Source organism: Pseudomonas sp. GW821-FHT07G10 (assembly GCF_059418545.1).
In genome coordinates this window covers 1-18,769 of the sequence record NZ_JBWKQB010000029.1, presented here as the reverse complement: position 1 = coordinate 18,769, position 18,769 = coordinate 1, and the positions used below count along the sequence as shown (strand labels likewise).

At 60.5% G+C, this 18,769-nt stretch carries 11 protein-coding genes and 1 pseudogene; 7 read left to right on the top strand and 5 right to left on the bottom strand.

The window, feature by feature from the left end; translation table 11 throughout:
• Nucleotides 1–250 precede the first annotated feature (250 nt).
• Both AC07O1_RS24950 and AC07O1_RS24945 read right to left on the bottom strand, forming a co-directional pair.
• The gene (locus tag AC07O1_RS24950) at nucleotides 251–1,000 is read right to left on the bottom strand and encodes a hydroxypyruvate isomerase family protein (protein ID WP_495090495.1); all 750 of its coding nucleotides are present in this window, start codon (nucleotides 998–1,000) and stop codon (nucleotides 251–253) included.
• 74 nt (nucleotides 1,001–1,074) lie between these two features.
• Nucleotides 1,075–1,353, bottom strand: a pseudogene (locus tag AC07O1_RS24945) (arylsulfatase); the annotation flags it as partial.
• A 154-nt stretch (nucleotides 1,354–1,507) separates the two neighbouring features.
• On the opposite strand from AC07O1_RS24945, the gene AC07O1_RS24940 reads away from it, so the two are divergent.
• On the top strand, nucleotides 1,508–2,410 hold the full coding sequence (locus AC07O1_RS24940; RefSeq protein WP_495090494.1) for a GntR family transcriptional regulator: 903 nt from the start codon (nucleotides 1,508–1,510) through the stop codon (nucleotides 2,408–2,410).
• A gap of 308 nt (nucleotides 2,411–2,718) precedes the next feature.
• On the opposite strand, the gene AC07O1_RS24935 is transcribed toward AC07O1_RS24940, so the two are convergent.
• From AC07O1_RS24935 to AC07O1_RS24925, 3 genes are all read right to left on the bottom strand, one after another.
• Entirely contained in the window at nucleotides 2,719–3,768 is a 1,050-nt protein-coding gene (locus AC07O1_RS24935; protein WP_494994854.1) for a patatin-like phospholipase family protein, read from the bottom strand.
• Nucleotides 3,769–3,901: 133 nt separating this feature from the next.
• Nucleotides 3,902–7,327 carry an adenylate/guanylate cyclase domain-containing protein gene (locus tag AC07O1_RS24930; RefSeq protein ID WP_495090493.1) on the bottom strand — a complete coding sequence of 1,142 codons (3,426 nt, stop codon included), beginning with the start codon at nucleotides 7,325–7,327 and terminating at the stop codon, nucleotides 3,902–3,904.
• 239 nt (nucleotides 7,328–7,566) lie between these two features.
• Nucleotides 7,567–8,046: an Lrp/AsnC family transcriptional regulator gene (locus AC07O1_RS24925; RefSeq protein ID WP_495010864.1), complete on the bottom strand. Its 480-nt coding sequence runs from the start codon at nucleotides 8,044–8,046 to the stop codon at nucleotides 7,567–7,569.
• A gap of 124 nt (nucleotides 8,047–8,170) precedes the next feature.
• On the opposite strand from AC07O1_RS24925, the gene AC07O1_RS24920 reads away from it, so the two are divergent.
• The 6 genes from AC07O1_RS24920 (at nucleotide 8,171) to AC07O1_RS24895 (ending at nucleotide 18,487) form a co-directional block, all read left to right on the top strand.
• Nucleotides 8,171–9,370: a methionine gamma-lyase gene (locus tag AC07O1_RS24920; protein ID WP_495090492.1), complete on the top strand. Its 1,200-nt coding sequence runs from the start codon at nucleotides 8,171–8,173 to the stop codon at nucleotides 9,368–9,370.
• A 12-nt stretch (nucleotides 9,371–9,382) separates the two neighbouring features.
• Nucleotides 9,383–12,073 (top strand): alpha-ketoglutarate dehydrogenase, encoded by a 2,691-nt coding sequence (gene mdeB / locus AC07O1_RS24915; RefSeq protein WP_495090491.1) that lies wholly within the window; start codon nucleotides 9,383–9,385, stop codon nucleotides 12,071–12,073.
• Between the two features lie 186 nt (nucleotides 12,074–12,259).
• A complete protein-coding gene (locus AC07O1_RS24910) occupies nucleotides 12,260–12,448 on the top strand; it encodes a hypothetical protein (protein WP_495090490.1) in 189 nt (62 codons plus the stop codon).
• Between the two features lie 166 nt (nucleotides 12,449–12,614).
• Entirely contained in the window at nucleotides 12,615–13,871 is a 1,257-nt protein-coding gene (gene mexE / locus AC07O1_RS24905) for a multidrug efflux RND transporter periplasmic adaptor subunit MexE (RefSeq protein ID WP_495010866.1), read from the top strand.
• A gap of 15 nt (nucleotides 13,872–13,886) precedes the next feature.
• A complete protein-coding gene (locus AC07O1_RS24900) occupies nucleotides 13,887–17,066 on the top strand; it encodes an efflux RND transporter permease subunit (RefSeq protein ID WP_495090489.1) in 3,180 nt (1,059 codons plus the stop codon).
• Nucleotides 17,063–18,487: an efflux transporter outer membrane subunit gene (locus tag AC07O1_RS24895; RefSeq protein WP_494994847.1), complete on the top strand. Its 1,425-nt coding sequence runs from the start codon at nucleotides 17,063–17,065 to the stop codon at nucleotides 18,485–18,487. Before AC07O1_RS24900 ends, AC07O1_RS24895 begins: the two co-directional genes overlap by 4 nt.
• The last annotated feature ends 282 nt before the right edge of the window (nucleotides 18,488–18,769 follow it).

The window sequence follows — 18,769 nt, the reverse complement described above, 5'->3', positions numbered from 1 at the left end:
CACCTCCGATTCCGACACGCGCTTGCTGATAGCCGAAACAGCCAGATGCTTGATGGGTGTAGCCCGAGTGTCGCTCGCAGGTCGCAAGCACTAGTGGCCTGTACGGTTAGTTCGTTAGTTCAAATTCGGATGCCAGAAGTCCCTGGCCAAGGCGCTGTGACGAGTCATAGCCCGCTATGGCGAGGAACAGCAACGCAGGATAGGGGCTTGTGGCGCCGAAGTTGACTAACAGAACTAACCACACAGGTCACTAGGCACTTAGGTGTTTAATCCAGTCGAGGCTCGCAACGGTAGAGCCGGAAGGACGGTACTCACAACCGATCCATCCTGAGTAGCCACGCTGCGCCAGCGCCGCGAACAAGGCAGCAAAGTCGATGCTCCCCGTTCCCGGTTCGTGACGACCCGGGCAGTCGGCAATTTGCACATGGACGGTTCTGTCATAAAACCGGGCCAGAACATCTGCTGCGTCGCCGGTCAGAAGCTGGGCATGGTAAAGATCGAGAATCAGCCCAACGCTCGGGAACGTCTCCAGCACCTGTTGCGCCTTGCTGAAGTCAGACATGTAATAGCCCGGCACCTCCTGCGAACTGATCACTTCGATAAGCGGCCGCAAGCCCTGATCTTCGAAGTACTTGACTGCATACTCCAAATTATCCCCGAAGATGACCGGTGCCTCTTCCTGCGTCGTGACTCCAGACATGATGTGGACATTCGAACACGCCAGCGCTTTTGCATAGCCGGCGGCCTGGACCAAGCCAGCGCGAAACTCTTCTTCCTTGCCTTGCAGGGCAGCAATGCCTTTGGTAACACCGGCCGGTGCGGCGAACTGAATCAGAGGCAGAGCGTATTGAGCCAGGTGATCGGCCAGGAGACTGGCGTCGAATTCATAGGGAGACGGAAACTCCACCGCCCGAAAACCAGCTGCCGCAGCGGCCCCGATTCGCTGCAGAAAAGGCAATTCATTGAACTGAAAACCGAGATGAGCATTGAACTTGAGCATTGGGTAAACATCCATCCTGGAAAGAAACGAAATCATCAGCCTGGAGCATCCTTCGCAGCTCCAGCACTGCACTATATGGAAATGTCAGGCTTGCATAGGTCGATGGCATCGCCGAAAGCCGAGCAGGTAAAAAGAATGGCGTCCGCTGCGCTTTGTGCTGCGTAGTGGGAAAGCGTCAGAAAGCGCGCCTTCATACTCGTGGTTAGTCCGCCCTCCTCCACTCGATCTCGGGACAACGAGTCTTCGAGCAGATTGACAATCTGTGCCTGCGGCCATAGCCGGGCAAAGGCCGCCGTGATGGGATCGATCGCCAGTGCGGTCGCGTGGATCAGAAAAATGCGTGGAGCCTTCATGCTCATGTGCCTCGACAAGGTTGTTCGACAAGTCCGCCAGCGCTCTTTGTGCAGGTACCCACATCCTGTTCGTATGGTATTTTCCATCTCCAGTCCGATGAGGGCATCTGCCCCAACGGGAACGGGCTGAAGCTAACCATTCGAGATAGAGCCTGTGATCAAGAAAGACCTCGCCTTGCAGTTGGCCCCACGCGTCATCGACATGGTTCGCGCCCGGTCGATGAAAGCCGGTGAGCCGTTGCGCGAGCAGACGTTCGCGCAAGCGCTTGGTGTTTCGCGCTCGCCCATTCGACGAGTGTTTGCCCTGCTCGCCGAGTGGGACCTGGCCATCCAGGAGCCCAATCGTGGCTACTTCCTGAAACAGGACGCGGGGCAGATTCGGGAGGCGACATTCCCTATTGCCAGTGATCCTTTCGAAGACTTTTACCTTCGCGTGGTCGACGACATACTTGGCGGCGAAATACCTGACCACTTTTTTGAAGCGCAGCTGTTGCGCCGTTACGAAGTGCCCCGCGGACAATTGCTCAAGGTATTGAACAGGCTGGCCAGCGAAGCCATGGTGGAGCGCAAGCCGGGGCAAGGATGGGTTCTCAAAGACTTCGTGCATAACGCCCAGACACACATCCAAAGCTACCGCTTCCGTATGGCCATCGAGCCGGCCGCCCTGCTTGAGCCCGGCTATCAGATCAATCATGCCGCGTTTGCCAAGGCCAGGCAGCAACAGCAGGCCATGCTCGACGGGGATATCCACACCTTGTCCCGTGCCCAACTGTTCCAGGTGGGCGCCCAGTTTCACGAACTGATCGTGCAGTGCTCCGGAAATGTCTTTTTCATCGATGCCATCCGCCAGCAAAATCAACTCAGACGATTCATGGGCTACAAAGCCAACGTCGATCGCACTCGTCTTATGGCGCAATGCCAGGAACACATCCATTTGCTCGACCTCATCGAGTCTGATCGGCGTGAAGAAGCCGCGCAATTTCTCTGGAGGCATCTCGACGAAGTGGGCCGACTCAAGACTCATCGGCACGTCATGCCAGAAGATGATGGGATATAGAGCGCACCGCTGACACCCTGTTACCGATCGAAGCTTCGTCAGAGTGCTCTCCAATAATTCGCCAATCAGCTTAGCACGATTGTTTCTCATCAATACAAGATACAAAAATACAGCTCATCCGCGCGGCAGAGTCAATTTTATCGCCGGATGCCGCCGCTGCATGACCACAGTGAGATGAGGCGCGCTTGCGTCTGGCTCATCCCCCGCCCCTTTCGCTCATTCAGGCGAGCGCGGCGACGCAGCACCGCTGCACATCGCGCGACCGATCGTGCCGACGCCAGCCACCTTTTCCAGTCTCATGGCGGCGTTCAAAGAAATTCCTTTCGGATGTCGATACTCGACCGTTCGCCAATATTCCGGTAGTTCTCCGTGAGCCACGCCTCGGCCTCGCATCGTCCGTTGTCGCGCAGTCCGCAAAGGAAGTCCCAGCCCGCGTTGTACTTGCTGGACACGCTGAGCGCGCACATCGCCTCGTCGGACCGAATGGAGTGGATCAGCATCTCTTTCATCTCGTCGCGATCGACCTTGCCTTGCTGGATGAGGTCGGTGACGAAGGCGATGGTGCGCATCTCACGCATCAGCGACGAGTTGAAGCTGATTTCATTGATGCGGTTGAGGATGTCGACAGCTGTAATGGGCACGCCCGGGCGGACGAGCGGGTTGATGTGGACGATCACTACATCGCGCGTATTGCAGTGGTAGATCAACGGGAAAATGGCCGGGTTTCCCATATAACCGCCATCCCAGTAGTGCTGGCCGTCGATCGTGATCGCCTGGAACAATGTCGGCACACAGGCCGAAGCCAGCACTGCCTCGGCGCAGACGTCCTCGCCCGAGAAGATGCGTATCTTCCCCGTCTCGACATTGGTCGCGCACAGATAGAGGTGGAGCGGGCATTGCTTTCGCAAGGCGGCGAAATCGATCTGACTCTCCAGCACCTCCCGCAGCGGATTCAAGTTGTGGCGATTGAACTGGTAAGGCGAGAAGATACGAAGCGCCATGTCCGCGAACGCATACATGGGCGAATGGTCCAGTCCGAAGCTGTGGGTCCCTTTCAGCCATGGCATCCAGCGCAACGGGTTATGACGCTCGGCGGATTGCGCCACGGCGTACCAGAAATCGTGCAGCGCCTGGCGTGCGCCGGCCTCGTCACCCTGCAGCATGCCGTAGGCCAGCACGACGGCATTCATCGCGCCGGCACTGGTTGCGCTCACCCCTTCAATGGCCAGCCTGCCGTCCTCGAGCAACCGATCGAGCACGCCCCAGGTGAACGCACCGTGCATCCCGCCGCCCTGCAAAGCCAGCGCGACCGGCTTACGCTCGTCACCGCCCCGAGGCTTTGCGTTCTTCGTGGTCATTCTTGATCTCCTCGTCGGTGCTGAGTCGAATCGAGAACTTGTTGCGGCGCCTCTCCTCGTCACGCACTCGCCGGCGACACGCCGATGCTCCATTGCGCGCCATGCGTCATCGATCGTTCACCCCGCCTGGTATTCATGCATCGAGCAGCGCCTTGGCTTGTAGCAAATCAACGCTGTCAAAGCCTTCGGTGAAGAAACTATAGATGTCGGCCAGCATCTGCCTGGCCGCCTCCTTGTCTCGTGTTTCCCATAGCTGAGCAAGGCTCACTGTGGCTCGTAGCTCGAGTGACTTTGCCCCTTGTAGTCGAGCGATCGAGATCGCCTTTTGAAAGCATGCTTGCGCTTGCTGCTGCACGGAAGAATCCTGTCCGTCTTCGCCCGGACATTGGAGGGTAAGAACTCCCTTGAGCCGGTACAGTTCTGCTTCGTAAAAGCGCTCACCTGTTCGGTTCACCATCGCCAGAGCGTCGGTCACGGCATCCAGTCCAGCCTGCGGTTGCCCGGCGCGTCCGTGAGCTGTGGCCAGCAGGGCCAGAAAATAAGAACATCCAAGCTCTGCTCCGGCTGCCTGGTAAGTGGCGATACTCTGGGTTATCTGAGCGATTCCTTCGTCAACGTTTCCCTGCTCGGCGCGAGCCCAACCCTGGAGAATATTTCCCCACGCCAAATAAAACGGAAACCCTTGTTCGAGTGAAAGCTTGATGGCGGCATCAGCACACTCTTCGGCGAGTCGTACGTCGTGCTGAAACTGTCCCAGTATCGACGTAGCAGACAGGGTGAAGGCCAGGCTGAACGGGTCGCAAATCTTGTTGGCCAGAGCAAGGGCATCCCGGCTGCGCGTGCTTGCCTGATCGGGGAAACCCAAGAACCAAAGGCACCAGGCCGAAAATGTCAGGGTGTAGCCCGGATCCATGCCGTACGTAATGGCATATGTGTGATGACGGTCCGGGTTGTAGAGGTCACGCGCCCGCTCCAGGTGTTCAAGGGCATTGCGCAGATCACCCTGGAAAAGCAATGTCGCCCCGAGTGCGGCATGGGCTCCCACGAGCAAGTCCGGATTCTGCGCAGTTTGCGCAACACTGAGCAATCGCTCACCCAGTTCGCATGCAGTTGAGTATTGCGCACGCAACTCGTAGTACATCCGCAACCCCAGCAGCGCAGGGAAAAGCGCGTCGTCGCCTACTTGCGCACATAGCGCCAGTGCACGGGTGTAGGTGGCCTCCACCTCGGGCGCACCATAGCCGCGCACGGCCATCAAGGCCGGCCCCAGGCAGAGCAGCAACGTCAGTTCCTGATGAGCGCGCGCGGGCGTGTCGGGCAAATGCTCGAGCAATTCCAGCGCCGCGCCGAGATGACGCATCGCATCGAGATGGGCGCAATGCTGGAGGGCCTGTTGCCCGGTACGCTGCAGGTATTCCACGGCCTTCGGAACATTGCCGCTCAGCCTGTAGTGGTGCGCCAGTTCGCTGCTGTAATCCGCGATGCGGGCGGGGAACAGTGCCTCAATGGCCTGCGCTGTGCGTTCGTGCAGTGCGCTGCGCCGCTCCGTGAGTAGCGAGTGGCCCGCGACCTCCTGGGTCAGCGCATGCTTGAACGAATACTCCACCTCCGGAAATGCAGGCCGCTGGTAAATGAACTCCGCGGCCTCCAGTCGGGCCAGCAGATCACGCAAATCGTCGTCCATCCGCGCGCCCTCACAGATGCGCTGGATCAGACTGAACGCAAACTCCTTGCCGATGACGGCGAGCGTCTGCAGCAATTCCTTCTGCGCAACCGGGAGCCGGTCGATACGGGCGGCGAGCACACCCTGCACGGTGGTGGGAATATGCAGCGCAGCCGGAGTTTGCTCGATCCGGTAACGGCCGGGTTCGCCGAGCAGCGATTTCTCCTCGACCAGCGTTTGCACCACTTCCTCCATGAAGAAAGGGTTGCCCTCGGTCTTCTCCAGGATGAGCTGTTTGAGGGGGACGAGGGTGGGATCGTCCCCAAGCAGGGCCGCGAGCAGTCCCTGGGCTTCGGCCGGGCCCAGCGGTTCGAGCCGCAGCAGGCTGCAATGACCCGCGCGCGTCCAAGCAGGCTGATACTCGGGCCGATAGTTCACCAGGAGCAGGATCGGCGCACTCGCCACGCGGTCGATGAGGCACGCGAGGAATGCTTCGGTCTCGCGGTCCAGCCATTGCAGGTCCTCGAACAGCAGTTCGATCGGCTGATCGCGACTCTCGCGCGCCAGAAGCTGCGTAATCGCGTCGAATATGCGATCACGCCGGATCTGCGGATCCATTTCCGCGAGCGCCGAACTGCGTTCGCCGATACCCAGCAGATAGAGCAGGTAGGGCACGAGCTCCTCGAAACTGCGCTCGAGCGTCAGGGCCTTGCCCATGACCTTTTCCCGGCACCGCCGTTCGTCGTCCAGGGCAGTGATCTGAAAGTAGTTTTTCAGCAGCTCGATGAGCGGAAAATAGGCAAAGGCCTTGCCGTGCGACACCGAGAATGTCTCCAGCACCAGACAGCCGCGCCGCGAGCGTTCCTTGAACTCATGGAACAGCCGCGACTTCCCGACCCCGGCCTCGCCTACCACCGCGACAACCTGCCCGTGGCCCGCCTTGGCCTGATCAAGTGCCTGATGCAGGTGATCCAGCTCGACCTGGCGGCCGACGAACCTGGCCAGCCCGCGATGTGCCGCCAGTTGCAGGCGCGTGCGCAGCGCGCCGATACCCTGCACCTCGTACACGACGAGCGGCTCGGGGATGCCTTTGACCTGGGTGGCCCCCAGAGCCTTGAACTCGAAATAGCCCTCCGCCAGCTTGTAGGTGGACTCGCTCACCAGGATCGACGATGGCGCGGCGATTCCCTCCATCCGGGACGCAATATGGATCGTGTGCCCGACCGGATCGTAATCGGTGTGCAAATCGTCCGTGCGGATCGAACGCACGACGACCTCTCCGGTGTGGATACCGACGCGGATTTGCAACGAAATGCCTTTCTCCAGACGAATGCGGTCGCCATGTCGGTGTATCGCCTCCTGCATCCGCAGCGCCGCATACAGCGCCCGCTGCGGATGGTCCTCATGGGCGATGGGGGCGCCGAACAGGGCGAGGATGCCATCGCCCAGCGACTTGGCCACGTAGCCTTCGTAGTAGTGGACGGCTTCCATCATCAGCGCGACGACAGGCTCGATCAGGCGCTGGGCTTCTTCCGGATCGAGGTCGTGGATCAGCGCCATGGAGCCGGCCATGTCGGCGAACAGCGCGGTGATGGTCTTGCGTTCGCCGGCGGTCTCGCCCCGGGCTTCCATGGCCGCCTGTTCGGCGCGGATGCGCTCGGCAAGGTAATGGGGTGTGTAATGAATGGGCGCTGGAGAAGGCCCTGAAGCAGGCATGGGGCGCGGTGATGGCGCAGCAGGTGCATCGGTTAGCGGTGCGCCGCATTCACTGCAGAATTTGGCGCCAAGGCCCGCCTCGTGGCCACAACGCGGACAGCTGCGAAACAGCCTGGTGCCGCACGCTTCACAGAAGCTGGCCCCGGAGGGATTCTCGAATCCGCAGTTTGCGCAGCGCATACGACCTCCTCCCTTGCCTGGTGCCCGCTTCTTAACATTAGGCGCCGAACCCGCTGGCGGCAAGACGCGACCGGATGAGACTCTCTCCCTTGGTACCTATGCCTCAGGTGACTTGTGAATTCCAACCCTCCCGCCGCATTGAGGCAATGCGTTGCCATGAAGCGGATCAGACGAGAAACCGGACGCCAGGCATAAATCGCGCACAAACAAAAACGCCACTCTATTGAGTGACGCTTTGGTTAATTCGCAGCAGCAAGCACCGGGATCACCCGCGACGGCTTGACCGATTTAAACGAAAAACTGGAGTAGATCTCTTTGACCGCCGGCAAGGTTTGCAGCACCTCTCGGGCAAACTCGCCGAAGGACTCCAGGTCCTTGGCCACCACTTCCAGCAGGAAATCATAGCGCCCCGACACGTTGTGGCAGGCGACGATTTCCGGGATTTCCAGCAGGCGCTGTTCGAAGGTTCTGGCCGTGTCCTGGGAGTGGGATTCCATCATCACGCTGACAAACGCGGTGACACCGTAGCCGAGGGCCTTGGGCGAAAGAATCGCCTGGTAGCCGCTAATCACCCCGTTTTCTTCGAGGATCTTGACCCGCCGCCAGCACGGCGAGGTGGTCAGGGCGACGCTGTCGGCCAGTTCGGCGATGGTCAGTCGGGCATTGCCTTGCAGGGCGATGAGTAGGGCTTTGTCGGTACGATCCAGGCCAACAGGCATGTCTTGCCTCTCTATCTTGTTTTTATGGGTAATTATTCCAAATTACCCGTTATTCATGGGCCAGTTTGGAATTTATCGCGTTGAAATTGAGCATAGCATTGTAGGAAATCCGGGAGCGTTCACCATGAACAATAAAAACAATGACCTTGGCTTTTCCACCCGTGCGATCCATCACGGCTACAACCCGCTGGACAACAACGGCGCACTGATTCCACCGATTTACCTCACTTCCACCTTCGCCTTCGCCACCGCCGAATACGGCGCCGGCTGTTTTGCCGGCGAAGAACGCGGGCATTTTTACACGCGTATTTCCAACCCTACCCTGGCGCTGCTGGAGTCGCGCATGGCGACCCTGGAAAACGGCGAAGCGGCGGTGGCCTTCAGCTCCGGCATGGGCGCCATTGCCGCGACCTTCTGGACCCTGCTGCGCCCCGGTGACGAGATCATCGTCAACCGTACCCTGTACGGTTGCACCTTCGCCCTGCTGCACCACGGTATCGGCGAGTTTGGCGTCAAGGTGCGCCATGTCGACATGTCCAACCTGGCCGAGCTGCGCGATGCCATCGGTCCTGCCACGCGCATGATCTATTTCGAATCCCCGGCCAACCCGAACATGCAGTTGGTCGACATCACGGCGGTGGCCGAAATCGCCGGTGAACACCGGGATGTCACCCTGGTGGTGGATAACACCTACTGCACCCCCTACCTGCAACGACCGCTGGACATGGGCGCCGACGTGGTGGTGCATTCGGCCACCAAGTACCTCAGCGGCCATGGCGACATCACCGCCGGTATCGTGGTTGCCAGCCAGGTACTGGCGGACCGGATTCGTCTGCAAGGGTTGAAGGATCTGACCGGCGCGGTGATGTCGCCCCAGGACGCCTTTTTGCTGATGCGCGGGCTCAAGACCCTGTCGTTGCGCATGGAACGCCATTGCAGCAACGCCCAGGTGGTTGCCCAATATTTGCAGGACCACCCGGCCGTCGAGTGGGTGACTTACCCCGGCCTGCCCTCCTTCCCCCAATACGAACTGGCGTCCCGGCAGATGAAATTGCCTGGGGGCATGATCGCCTTCGAACTCAAGGGTGGACTGGTCACCGGTAAGCGTTTCATGAACGCCCTGGAGCTGTTCAGCCGCGCGGTCAGCCTGGGGGACGCCGAATCCCTGGCCCAGCACCCGGCGAGCATGACCCATTCCACCTACACCCCTGAAGAGCGCGCTCGCCACGGAATTTCCGAGGGGCTGGTGCGCTTGTCGGTGGGGTTGGAAGACATTGCCGACCTGCTGGCCGACGTCACCCAGGCCCTGGACGCCTGCGTTTAAGGGAGGTTGAACATGGCCACACATAACCCCGTCAACGATGGCGACCTCAGTGCGCAAGACCAGGACCCGCAGGAAACCCGGGAATGGCTCGACGCCCTGGCCTCCACCCTCGCCGCCTGTGGCCCGGAGCGCGCCCGCTACCTGCTCAAGCGCCTGGAGGAATACGCTGGCGAGCACGGCATCAGTCGCGATGCCCAGGCGTTTTCCGCCTACCGCAACACCCTGTCCCTGGAGCAACAGGGCACCTACCCCGGTGATTTGCTGCTGGAAGAGCGCATCACCGGTCTGCTGCGCTGGAACGCCCTGGCCATGGTGGTCCGGGCCAACCATGCCTACGGAGAACTGGGCGGGCATATCGCCAGTTACGCCTCGGCGGCGGAAATCTTCGAGGTGGGCTTCCAGCACTTTTTCCGCGGTGATGGCGACGCGGGACAACGCAACGCCGACCTGGTGTTTTTCCAGCCGCACTCGGCGCCCGGAGTGTACGCCCGGGCCTTTCTCGAAGGTCGCCTGAGCGAAGAACAACTGGCCAACTACCGCCAGGAAATCAACGGCCCGGGGCTGTGCTCCTACCCCCATCCGTGGCTGATGCCGGACTTCTGGCAGTTCCCCACCGGCTCCATGGGCATCGGTCCCATCAGTGCGGTGTATCAGGCGCGGTTCATGCGCTATTTGCAGCACCGTGGCCTGGCGCAGACCGCCGGGCGTCACGTCTGGGGCGTGTTTGGCGATGGCGAGATGGACGAACCGGAGTCCATCGCCGGCCTGTCCCTGGCGGCCCGGGAGCAGCTGGACAACCTGACCTTTATCGTCAACTGCAACCTGCAACGCCTTGACGGCCCGGTGCGCGGCAATGGCCAGATCATCCAGGAACTCGAAGCGCTGTTCGCCGGTGCCGGCTGGAACGTGATCAAAGTGCTGTGGGGCTCGGAGTGGGATGCGCTGTTCGCCCGCGACACCGACAACGTGCTGCTCAAACGCCTGGCGGCCACCCCGGACGGCCAATTCCAGACCCTCGGTGCCCATGACGGCGCGTATAACCTGGAACACTTCTTCCAGAAGGACCCGCAAGTCCAGCGCCTGGTGAAGCATATGAGCGCCGAAGAGATCAATGGCCTCAAACGCGGGGGGCATGATTTTCGAAAACTGTATGCCGCCTTCGCCGCCGCCAAAGCCTGCAAGGGCCGCCCGACGGTGATCCTGGCGAAAACCAAAAAAGGCTTTGGCATCGGCGCGGCCGGTGAGTCGCGGATGACCGCGCACCAGGCGAAAAAACTCGATGTCGCCGCCCTGCTGACCTTCCGCGACCGCTTCCATTTGCCGCTGTCGGACGAGGACGTGGAGCAACTGCGTTTCTATCGCCCGCCCGAAGACAGCCCGGAAATGCACTACCTGCGCGCGCGTCGCCAGGCCCTGGGCGGGCCACTGCCAGCGCGCAAGAGCCAGGCGCCGAAGATCCCGGTGCCACCACTGGAAGCCGCCGGCGGTTTTGCCTTGAACAGCGAGGGCAAGGAGATGTCCACCACCATGGCCGCCGTGCGCATGCTCACGGCCTGGCTAAAAGCCCCGCAGCTGGGGCCACGGGTGGTACCCATTGTGGCCGATGAGGCGCGCACCTTTGGCATGGCCAGCCTGTTTCGGCAAATCGGTATTTATTCGCCCCACGGGCAGTTGTATGAACCGGAAGACTGTGGTTCGATCCTGTCCTATCGCGAATCCCGGGACGGCCAATTGCTCGAAGAAGGCATCACCGAGGCCGGCGCCCTGTCGTCCTGGGTGGCCGCGGCCACCTCCTATTCGGTGCACGGCGAGCCGATGCTGCCAGTGTATATCTACTACTCGATGTTTGGTTTCCAACGGGTCGGCGACTTGATCTGGGCTGCCGCCGATCAGCGCTCCCGGGGCATTTTGCTGGGGGCCACCGCAGGCCGCACCACCCTCGGCGGTGAAGGCTTGCAGCACCAGGACGGTTCCAGCCTGGTGATGGCGTCGATGGTGCCCAACTGCCGCGCCTGGGATCCGTGTTTTGCCGGGGAACTGGCGGTGATCCTCGACCACGCTGCACGACGCCTGCTGGAAGAGCAGTGCGACGAGTTCCACTACGTGGCGGTGATGAACGAAAACTACCCCCAGCCGTCGATCGCTGAAACCCGCCATGCCGATATCCTGCGCGGCCTGTATCGGTATTCGAGCAGCAGCGCCGAGCCGTCGCGGATTCGCCTGCGACTGGTGGGCTCAGGAACCATCCTGCGGGAGGTGATTGCAGCCAGCGCGATTCTGGCCCGGGACTGGAGCATCGACAGCGAGGTGTTCAGCGCCACCAGCTTCAGCGAACTGGCGCGTCAGGCCCGTGAGGTCGAGCGGGACAATCGGCTGGACGCCAGCGCCCGGCGCAGCAGCCAGCTGGACAAATACCTGGGCGGCACGCGGCCAATCATCGCTGCCACCGACTACATCCGCGCCTGGCCCCAACTGATCGCCCAGTACCTCGAAGCGCCCTACACCACCCTGGGCACCGACGGTTTTGGCCGCAGCGATAATCGACAAAACCTCAGGGCATTCTTTGAGGTGGATCAGCACAGCATTGTCATTGCCAGTTTAAAAAGTCTGGTGGACCACGACGGCCTCGACCCCGGCGTACTCGCCGACGCGATCCAGCGCTACAAACCCGCCCCTTCGCGCACCGCGCCCTGGGATCGCTGAATCACCTGCAACACCCTTTGAATCGTTACCCACAGGAGTAGTGTCTAGTGGCCTGTGTGGCTAGTTCTGAAGATAGGTCAGAAGGTGTAAACCTTATTCAGGACCAGACATACAGAACAACCAGCCACCACTGGCCGCCCTCGACAACCTGCAGCGGTGATTTATATTGGCAGCACGTCTAAAAGCATGGCGCCCTCGCTGCGGGTTGGCTTCGTCACTGCCGAACCGGCAGTGGCCGAAGCTTTGCTGCACTACATTGGTATTAATCGCCTGCAAGCCATGCCGCTACGGGCTTTACACGAACCTGCGGGAGGAAAACCTGCCAGCGACAGGAACGAGGCGATACCTCGTCTTTTGCATTCCCTGCAACAGTGAATTGTCGTCAAAAAGATTGATAGCCGCCTAACGAAAGCCTCATGCTAGAGGGCTCGTTTCGAACTCATATCATTCCGAATGATAGTTACCTTTGCTTCATTCGATTCGTGCGATACAACCACGCCGAGCATTATCCGCCCATCTCAATACATTGGCGGATGCACTCATGGAACAGTCACTCAAACATATGCGCTTCCCCTTGGCCGTTCTGGCCTTGCTGGTGATGAGCGCCTGCGGCAAGACGCCAAACACTGCCGCCAGCATGCCAGCAGCCAAGGTCAGCGTGGCCAAGGTGCTGGAACAACCGGTCAACGAGTGGGACGAATTCACCGGTCGCCTCGAAGCACCGGAAACCGTGGAAATCCGTCCTCGGGTGTCCGGCCAGATCGATGAAGTAGCCTTTATCGAAGGTGCACTGGTCAAGAAAGGCGACCTGCTGTTCCAGATCGACCCTCGGCCGTTCCAGGCTGAAGTCCGCCGCCTCGAAGCTCAAGTTGCACAGGCCCGCGCCAATGCCACCCGCAGTGAAAACGAAGCCCAGCGTGGCGAGCGCCTGCGGACCAGCAACGCGATCTCCGCCGAACTGGCTGACTCGCGCACCAGCGCCGCGCAAGAAGCCCGCGCCGGCGTCGCGGCAATTCAAGCGCAACTGGACGTCGCCAAGCTGAACCTGAGTTTCACCCGCGTGATCTCGCCCATCAGCGGGCGCGTCAGCCGTGCGCAAATCACCGCCGGCAACCTGGTGACCGCCGACACAACGGCCCTGACCAGCGTGGTGTCCACCGACAAGGTCTACGCCTACTTCGACGCCGATGAGCGTGTATTCCTCAAATACACCCAACTCGCCCGCCAGGGCCAACGCGGTCAAACCACTCCGGTTTACCTCGGCCTGTCCAATGAGGACGGCAACCCGCACCAGGGTCAGATGAATTTCGTCGACAACCAGGTCAATCCGAAAACCGGCACCATCCGTGGTCGTGCCGTCTTCGACAACAGCAAAGGCGAATTCACCCCTGGCTTGTATGCCCGTCTGAAACTGGTGGGCAGCGGTACCTACTCCGCTGTGCTGATCAACGACGAAGCGGTCGGTACTGATCTGGGCAAGAAGTTCGTGCTGGTGATGGATGCCGACAACAAGTCGGCCTATCGCGCGGTCGAGCTGGGTCCGAAAATCGAAGGCTTGCGTATCGTGCGCAGCGGCCTGAACAAAGACGACACCATCATCGTCAAGGGCTTGCAGCGGGTACGTCCGGGTTCACCGGTCGCCCCTGAAGTGATCCCCATGGCCAGCAACGAAACCCTCGCCGCTTTGGCGCAACAACGACAAGCACTGGAAGCCAGCAACCTGCCCCAAGTCGCGCCCGCCAAGAGCACAACTGGCGTAGCGGTGAAACTGGCCAGCGCTGCGACTCCACGCGGTTAAGGGGAGACAACTCCGATGAATTTTTCCCAATTCTTCATCTCACGGCCGATCTTCGCAGCGGTGCTTTCGCTGCTGATCCTGATCGCCGGCGCCATCTCGCTGTTCCAGTTACCGATCAGTGAATACCCGGAAGTGGTACCGCCGACCGTGGTGGTGCGCGCCAACTTCCCGGGTGCCAACCCTAAAGTCATCGGTGAAACCGTGGCCGCTCCCTTGGAGCAGGCCATCACCGGCGTCGAGAACATGCTGTACATGTCCTCGCAGTCCACCGCTGACGGCAAGATCACCCTGACCATCACCTTTGCTCTGGGCACCGACCTGGACAACGCTCAGGTGCAGGTGCAGAACCGCGTCACCCGTTCCGAGCCCAAGCTGCCCGCAGAAGTGACCCGGATCGGCATCACGGTGGACAAGGCCTCGCCCGACCTGACCATGGTTGTGCACCTGACCTCGCCGGACAAACGCTACGACATGCTCTACCTGTCCAACTACGCCCTGCTCAACATCAAGGATGAGCTGGCGCGTCTGGGCGGTGTGGGTGACGTGCAGCTGTTCGGTATGGGCGACTACTCGCTGCGGGTCTGGCTCGATCCGAACAAGACCGCTTCGCGTAACCTGACCGCGACCGATGTGGTCAACGCGATTCGCGAACAGAACCGTCAGGTTGCCGCGGGTGCCCTGGGTGCGCCGCCTGCACCGAACGCCACCGCGTTCCAGCTCTCGGTCAATACCCAAGGTCGTCTGGTCACCGAGGAAGAGTTCGAGAACATCATTATTCGCTCCGGCGAAAACGGTGAAATCACCCGCCTCAAAGACATCGCTCGCGTCGAGTTGGGCTCGAGCCAATACGCCTTGCGTTCCTTGCTGAACAACCAACCGGCCGTGGCGATCCCGATCTTCCAGCGCCCGGGCTCAAACGCTATCGAGATCTCCAACGAAGTTCGGGCGAAAATGGCCGAGCTGAAGAAGAACTTCCCTGAAGGCATGGATTTCAGCATCGTGTATGACCCGACGATTTTCGTTCGCGGTTCTATCGAGGCTGTGGTGCACACGCTGTTCGAAGCACTGATTCTGGTCGTGCTGGTGGTGATCCTGTTCCTGCAAACCTGGCGCGCCTCGATCATTCCGTTGGTGGCAGTGCCAGTATCGCTGATCGGTACGTTCGCGGTGATGCACCTGTTCGGCTTCTCGCTGAACGCGCTGTCGTTGTTCGGACTGGTACTGGCCATCGGTATCGTCGTTGACGACGCCATCGTGGTGGTGGAAAACGTCGAACGAAACATCGGCCTGGGCCTGACACCGGTCGAAGCGACCAAGCGCGCCATGCGTGAAGTGACCGGCCCGATCATCGCCACCGCGCTGGTACTGTGTGCGGTGTTTATTCCGGCCGCCTTCATCTCCGGGTTGACCGGGCAGTTCTACAAGCAGTTCGCGTTGACCATTGCGATCTCCACGGTGATCTCGGCCTTCAACTCGCTGACGCTGTCGCCAGCATTGGCTGCGGTATTGCTCAAAAGCCATGATGCGCCCAAGGACCGCTTCTCGAAGGTCCTCGACGGGATCTTCGGTGGCTGGCTGTTCCGTCCGTTCAACCGCTTCTTTGATCGTGCCAGCCATGGTTATGTAGGCACCGTGAGCCGCGTGATCCGCAGCAGCGGTATTGCCCTGCTGCTGTACGCCGGCCTGATGGCGCTGACGTTCCTCGGTTTCTCCAGCACACCGACCGGTTTCGTGCCGGGCCAGGACAAACAATACCTGGTGGCCTTCGCCCAACTGCCGGATGCAGCGAGCCTGGACCGTACCGAGGATGTGATCAAACGCATGTCCGACCTGGCCCTGAAACAGCCCGGCGTGGAAAGTGCAGTGGCCTTCCCGGGTCTGTCGATCAACGGTTTCACCAACAGCCCTAACGCCGGCATTGTGTTCGTCACCCTGAAACCGTTCGATCAGCGCAAGGACCCGAGCCAATCGGCCGGTGCCATTGCCGGTGCCTTGAACGGCCAGTACGCCGGGATTCAGGAAGCCTACATGGCGATCTTCCCTCCGCCGCCAGTACAGGGCCTGGGCACCATCGGTGGTTTCCGCCTGCAGATCGAAGACCGTGGCAACCTGGGGTATGACGAGCTGTTCAAAGAAACCATGAACATCATCAACAAAAGCCGCAGCGTGCCGGAACTGGCCGGGCTGTTCACCAGCTATACCGTGAACGTGCCACAGGTCGATGCCGCCATCGACCGGGAGAAAGCCAAGACCCATGGTGTGGCCGTCAGCGACATCTTCGACACCCTGCAGATCTACCTGGGCTCGTTGTATGCCAACGACTTCAACCGCTTTGGCCGCACCTATCAGGTCAACGTTCAGGCCGAGCAACAGTTCCGCCTCGAGCCTGAGCAGATCGGTCAGCTGAAAGTGCGCAACAACAAAGGCGAGATGATCCCGCTGGCAACCTTCATCAAGATCAGCGACACCTCGGGCCCGGACCGCGTAATGCATTACAACGGCTTTATCACCGCTGAAATCAACGGTGCCGCAGCCCCTGGCTACAGCTCCGGCCAAGCCCAAAAAGCAATCGAGAAACTGCTCAAGGACGAATTGCCTAACGGCATGACCTACGAATGGACCGACCTGACCTACCAGCAGATTCTCTCGGGTAACACCGCGCTGTTCGTGTTCCCGCTCTGCGTGCTGCTGGCGTTTCTGGTACTGGCCGCACAATACGAGAGCTGGAGCCTGCCACTGGCGGTGATCCTGATCGTACCGATGACCCTGCTCTCGGCCATCACCGGTGTGATTGCTTCGGGTGGCGACAACAACATCTTCACCCAGATCGGCTTGATCGTACTGGTGGGACTGGCCTGTAAGAACGCGATTCTGATCGTCGAGTTCGCCAAGGATAAGCAAGAGGAAGGACTGGACCCGCTCAGTGCGGTACTGGAAGCCTGCCGTCTGCGTCTGCGGCCGATCCTGATGACCTCGTTTGCCTTCATCATGGGTGTGGTGCCATTGGTCTACTCCAGCGGTGCCGGTGCGGAAATGCGTCACGCCATGGGTGTGGCGGTGTTCTCCGGGATGCTCGGGGTGACCTTCTTCGGTCTGTTGCTGACACCGGTGTTCTACGTATTGATCCGCCGTTTTGTGGAGCGCGGCGAAGCACGCAAAGCGGCCAAGGCCCTGAAACTGGAGGAGCAACAATGAGCCTGAAAGCCTTCCTGCCGAGCTTGCTGGCACTAGCCTTGAGCGCCTGTGCCGTGGGCCCGGACTATAAGACCCCTGCCACGGAGCCGGCCAACATCACGGCCGCCACCGATGGCGCTGCCGGTCAGAAGAACTTCGACCGTGCGCGTTTCGAAGGCATCTGGTGGCAACAGTTCGATGATCCGACCCTCAACCAGTTGGTGACTCGATCCTTGCAGGGCAACCGTGAGTTGCGTGTGGCCTTTGCCCGCTTGAAAGCGGCTCGAGCGATCCGCGATGACGTCAGCGATGACGCCATGCCGACCATCACCAGCCGCGCCAGCAGTAATCTAGGCACGGCTCAGCAACCTGGCATCACTGAAAAGCGCGTGCACACCGAACGCTACGATCTGGGCCTGGACATGGCCTGGGAGCTGGACTTGTTCGGACGTATCCAGCGCAATCTGGAAGCCAGCGATGCCGACACCCAAGTGGCCGCCGCCGATCTCTACCAACTGCAAGTCACCATGATTGCCGAGTTGGTGGATGCCTACGGGCAACTGCGCGGCGCGCAACTGCGGGAAAAGATCGCGCTGGCCAACCTGAAGAACCAGCAGGACTCGCGCAAAATCACCGAAAGCCTGCGTGACGTCGGTGTCGGTGACCAGCTCGATGTGGTGCGTGCCGATGCCCGCCTCGCGGCGGTCGAAGCCAGCGTGCCGCAATTGCAAGCCGAGCAAGTGCGCGAGCGTAATCGCATCGCCACCCTGCTCGGTGAGCGCCCGGACAAACTGAGCGTGGACCTCAGCCCGGCGAATCTGCCGGCGATTGCCAAGGCATTGCCGATTGGCGATCCGGGTGAGTTGCTGCAACGCCGTCCAGACATCCTCAGCGCCGAGCGCAAACTGGCGGCAGCGACGGCGCGAATCGGTGTGGCCAAGGCCGACTTGTTTCCCAAGGTCAGCTTGAGCGGTTTCCTCGGTTTCACTGCCGGACGTGGCTCGCAGATCGGTTCTTCGGCCGCCAACGCCTGGGCGCTGGGCCCAAGCATCACTTGGGCAGCGTTCGACCTGGGCAGTGTGCGGGCTCGCTTGCGCGGTGCCAATGCTCAAGCCGAAGGCGCGCTGGCGACCTATGAGCAACAAGTGCTGTTGGCACTGGAAGAATCGGAAAATGCCTTCAGTGATTACGGCAAACGTCAGCAGCGCCTGATTTCGTTGATTCGTCAGAGCGAATCAAGCCGCGCTGCTGCCGACCTGGCGGAAATTCGCTACCGCGAAGGCACTGCGGACTTCCTCGTGTTGCTCGACGCTCAACGCGAACGTCTGGCGGCCGAAGATTCCCAGGCCCAGGCCGAAGTCGATCTGTACCGCGGCATCGTCGCCATCTACAAAGCCCTCGGCGGCGGCTGGCAGCCAGAGACGGTTGCCAGCAGTAACTGATTCAAACGCTTCTTTGGTTGGCCGCAACCAGCCATTTTTCAGCCCCGCGCCTCATTCGGTCGCGGGGCTTTTTTTGGGGTTTTCCATAGACGATCGTTCCCATGCAGAGTGGGAACGATCGAACGCAGACAAAAAAGGGGGTGAGCAAACGGTCGCCCCTTGATGGAGCAATTTCTGTGTAGGATCGAGCTTGCTCGCGAAGGAGGTTTGATCGTTCCCACGCTCCTGCGTGGTAACGCATCCCGGTGACGCTCTGCGTCACATGGACGCGGAGCGTCCAGG

Coding starts and splice junctions, on each gene's coding strand:
- AC07O1_RS24950 (WP_495090495.1), bottom strand. CDS start 1,000: ATGCTCAAGTTCAATGCTCATCTCGGTTTTCAGTTCAATGAATTGCCT.
- mdeB (WP_495090491.1), top strand. CDS start 9,383: ATGGCCACACATAACCCCGTCAACGATGGCGACCTCAGTGCGCAAGAC.
- AC07O1_RS24920 (WP_495090492.1), top strand. CDS start 8,171: ATGAACAATAAAAACAATGACCTTGGCTTTTCCACCCGTGCGATCCAT.
- AC07O1_RS24900 (WP_495090489.1), top strand. CDS start 13,887: ATGAATTTTTCCCAATTCTTCATCTCACGGCCGATCTTCGCAGCGGTG.
- mexE (WP_495010866.1), top strand. CDS start 12,615: ATGGAACAGTCACTCAAACATATGCGCTTCCCCTTGGCCGTTCTGGCC.
- AC07O1_RS24925 (WP_495010864.1), bottom strand. CDS start 8,046: ATGCCTGTTGGCCTGGATCGTACCGACAAAGCCCTACTCATCGCCCTG.
- AC07O1_RS24895 (WP_494994847.1), top strand. CDS start 17,063: ATGAGCCTGAAAGCCTTCCTGCCGAGCTTGCTGGCACTAGCCTTGAGC.
- AC07O1_RS24930 (WP_495090493.1), bottom strand. CDS start 7,327: ATGCGCTGCGCAAACTGCGGATTCGAGAATCCCTCCGGGGCCAGCTTC.
- AC07O1_RS24910 (WP_495090490.1), top strand. CDS start 12,260: ATGGCGCCCTCGCTGCGGGTTGGCTTCGTCACTGCCGAACCGGCAGTG.
- AC07O1_RS24935 (WP_494994854.1), bottom strand. CDS start 3,768: ATGACCACGAAGAACGCAAAGCCTCGGGGCGGTGACGAGCGTAAGCCG.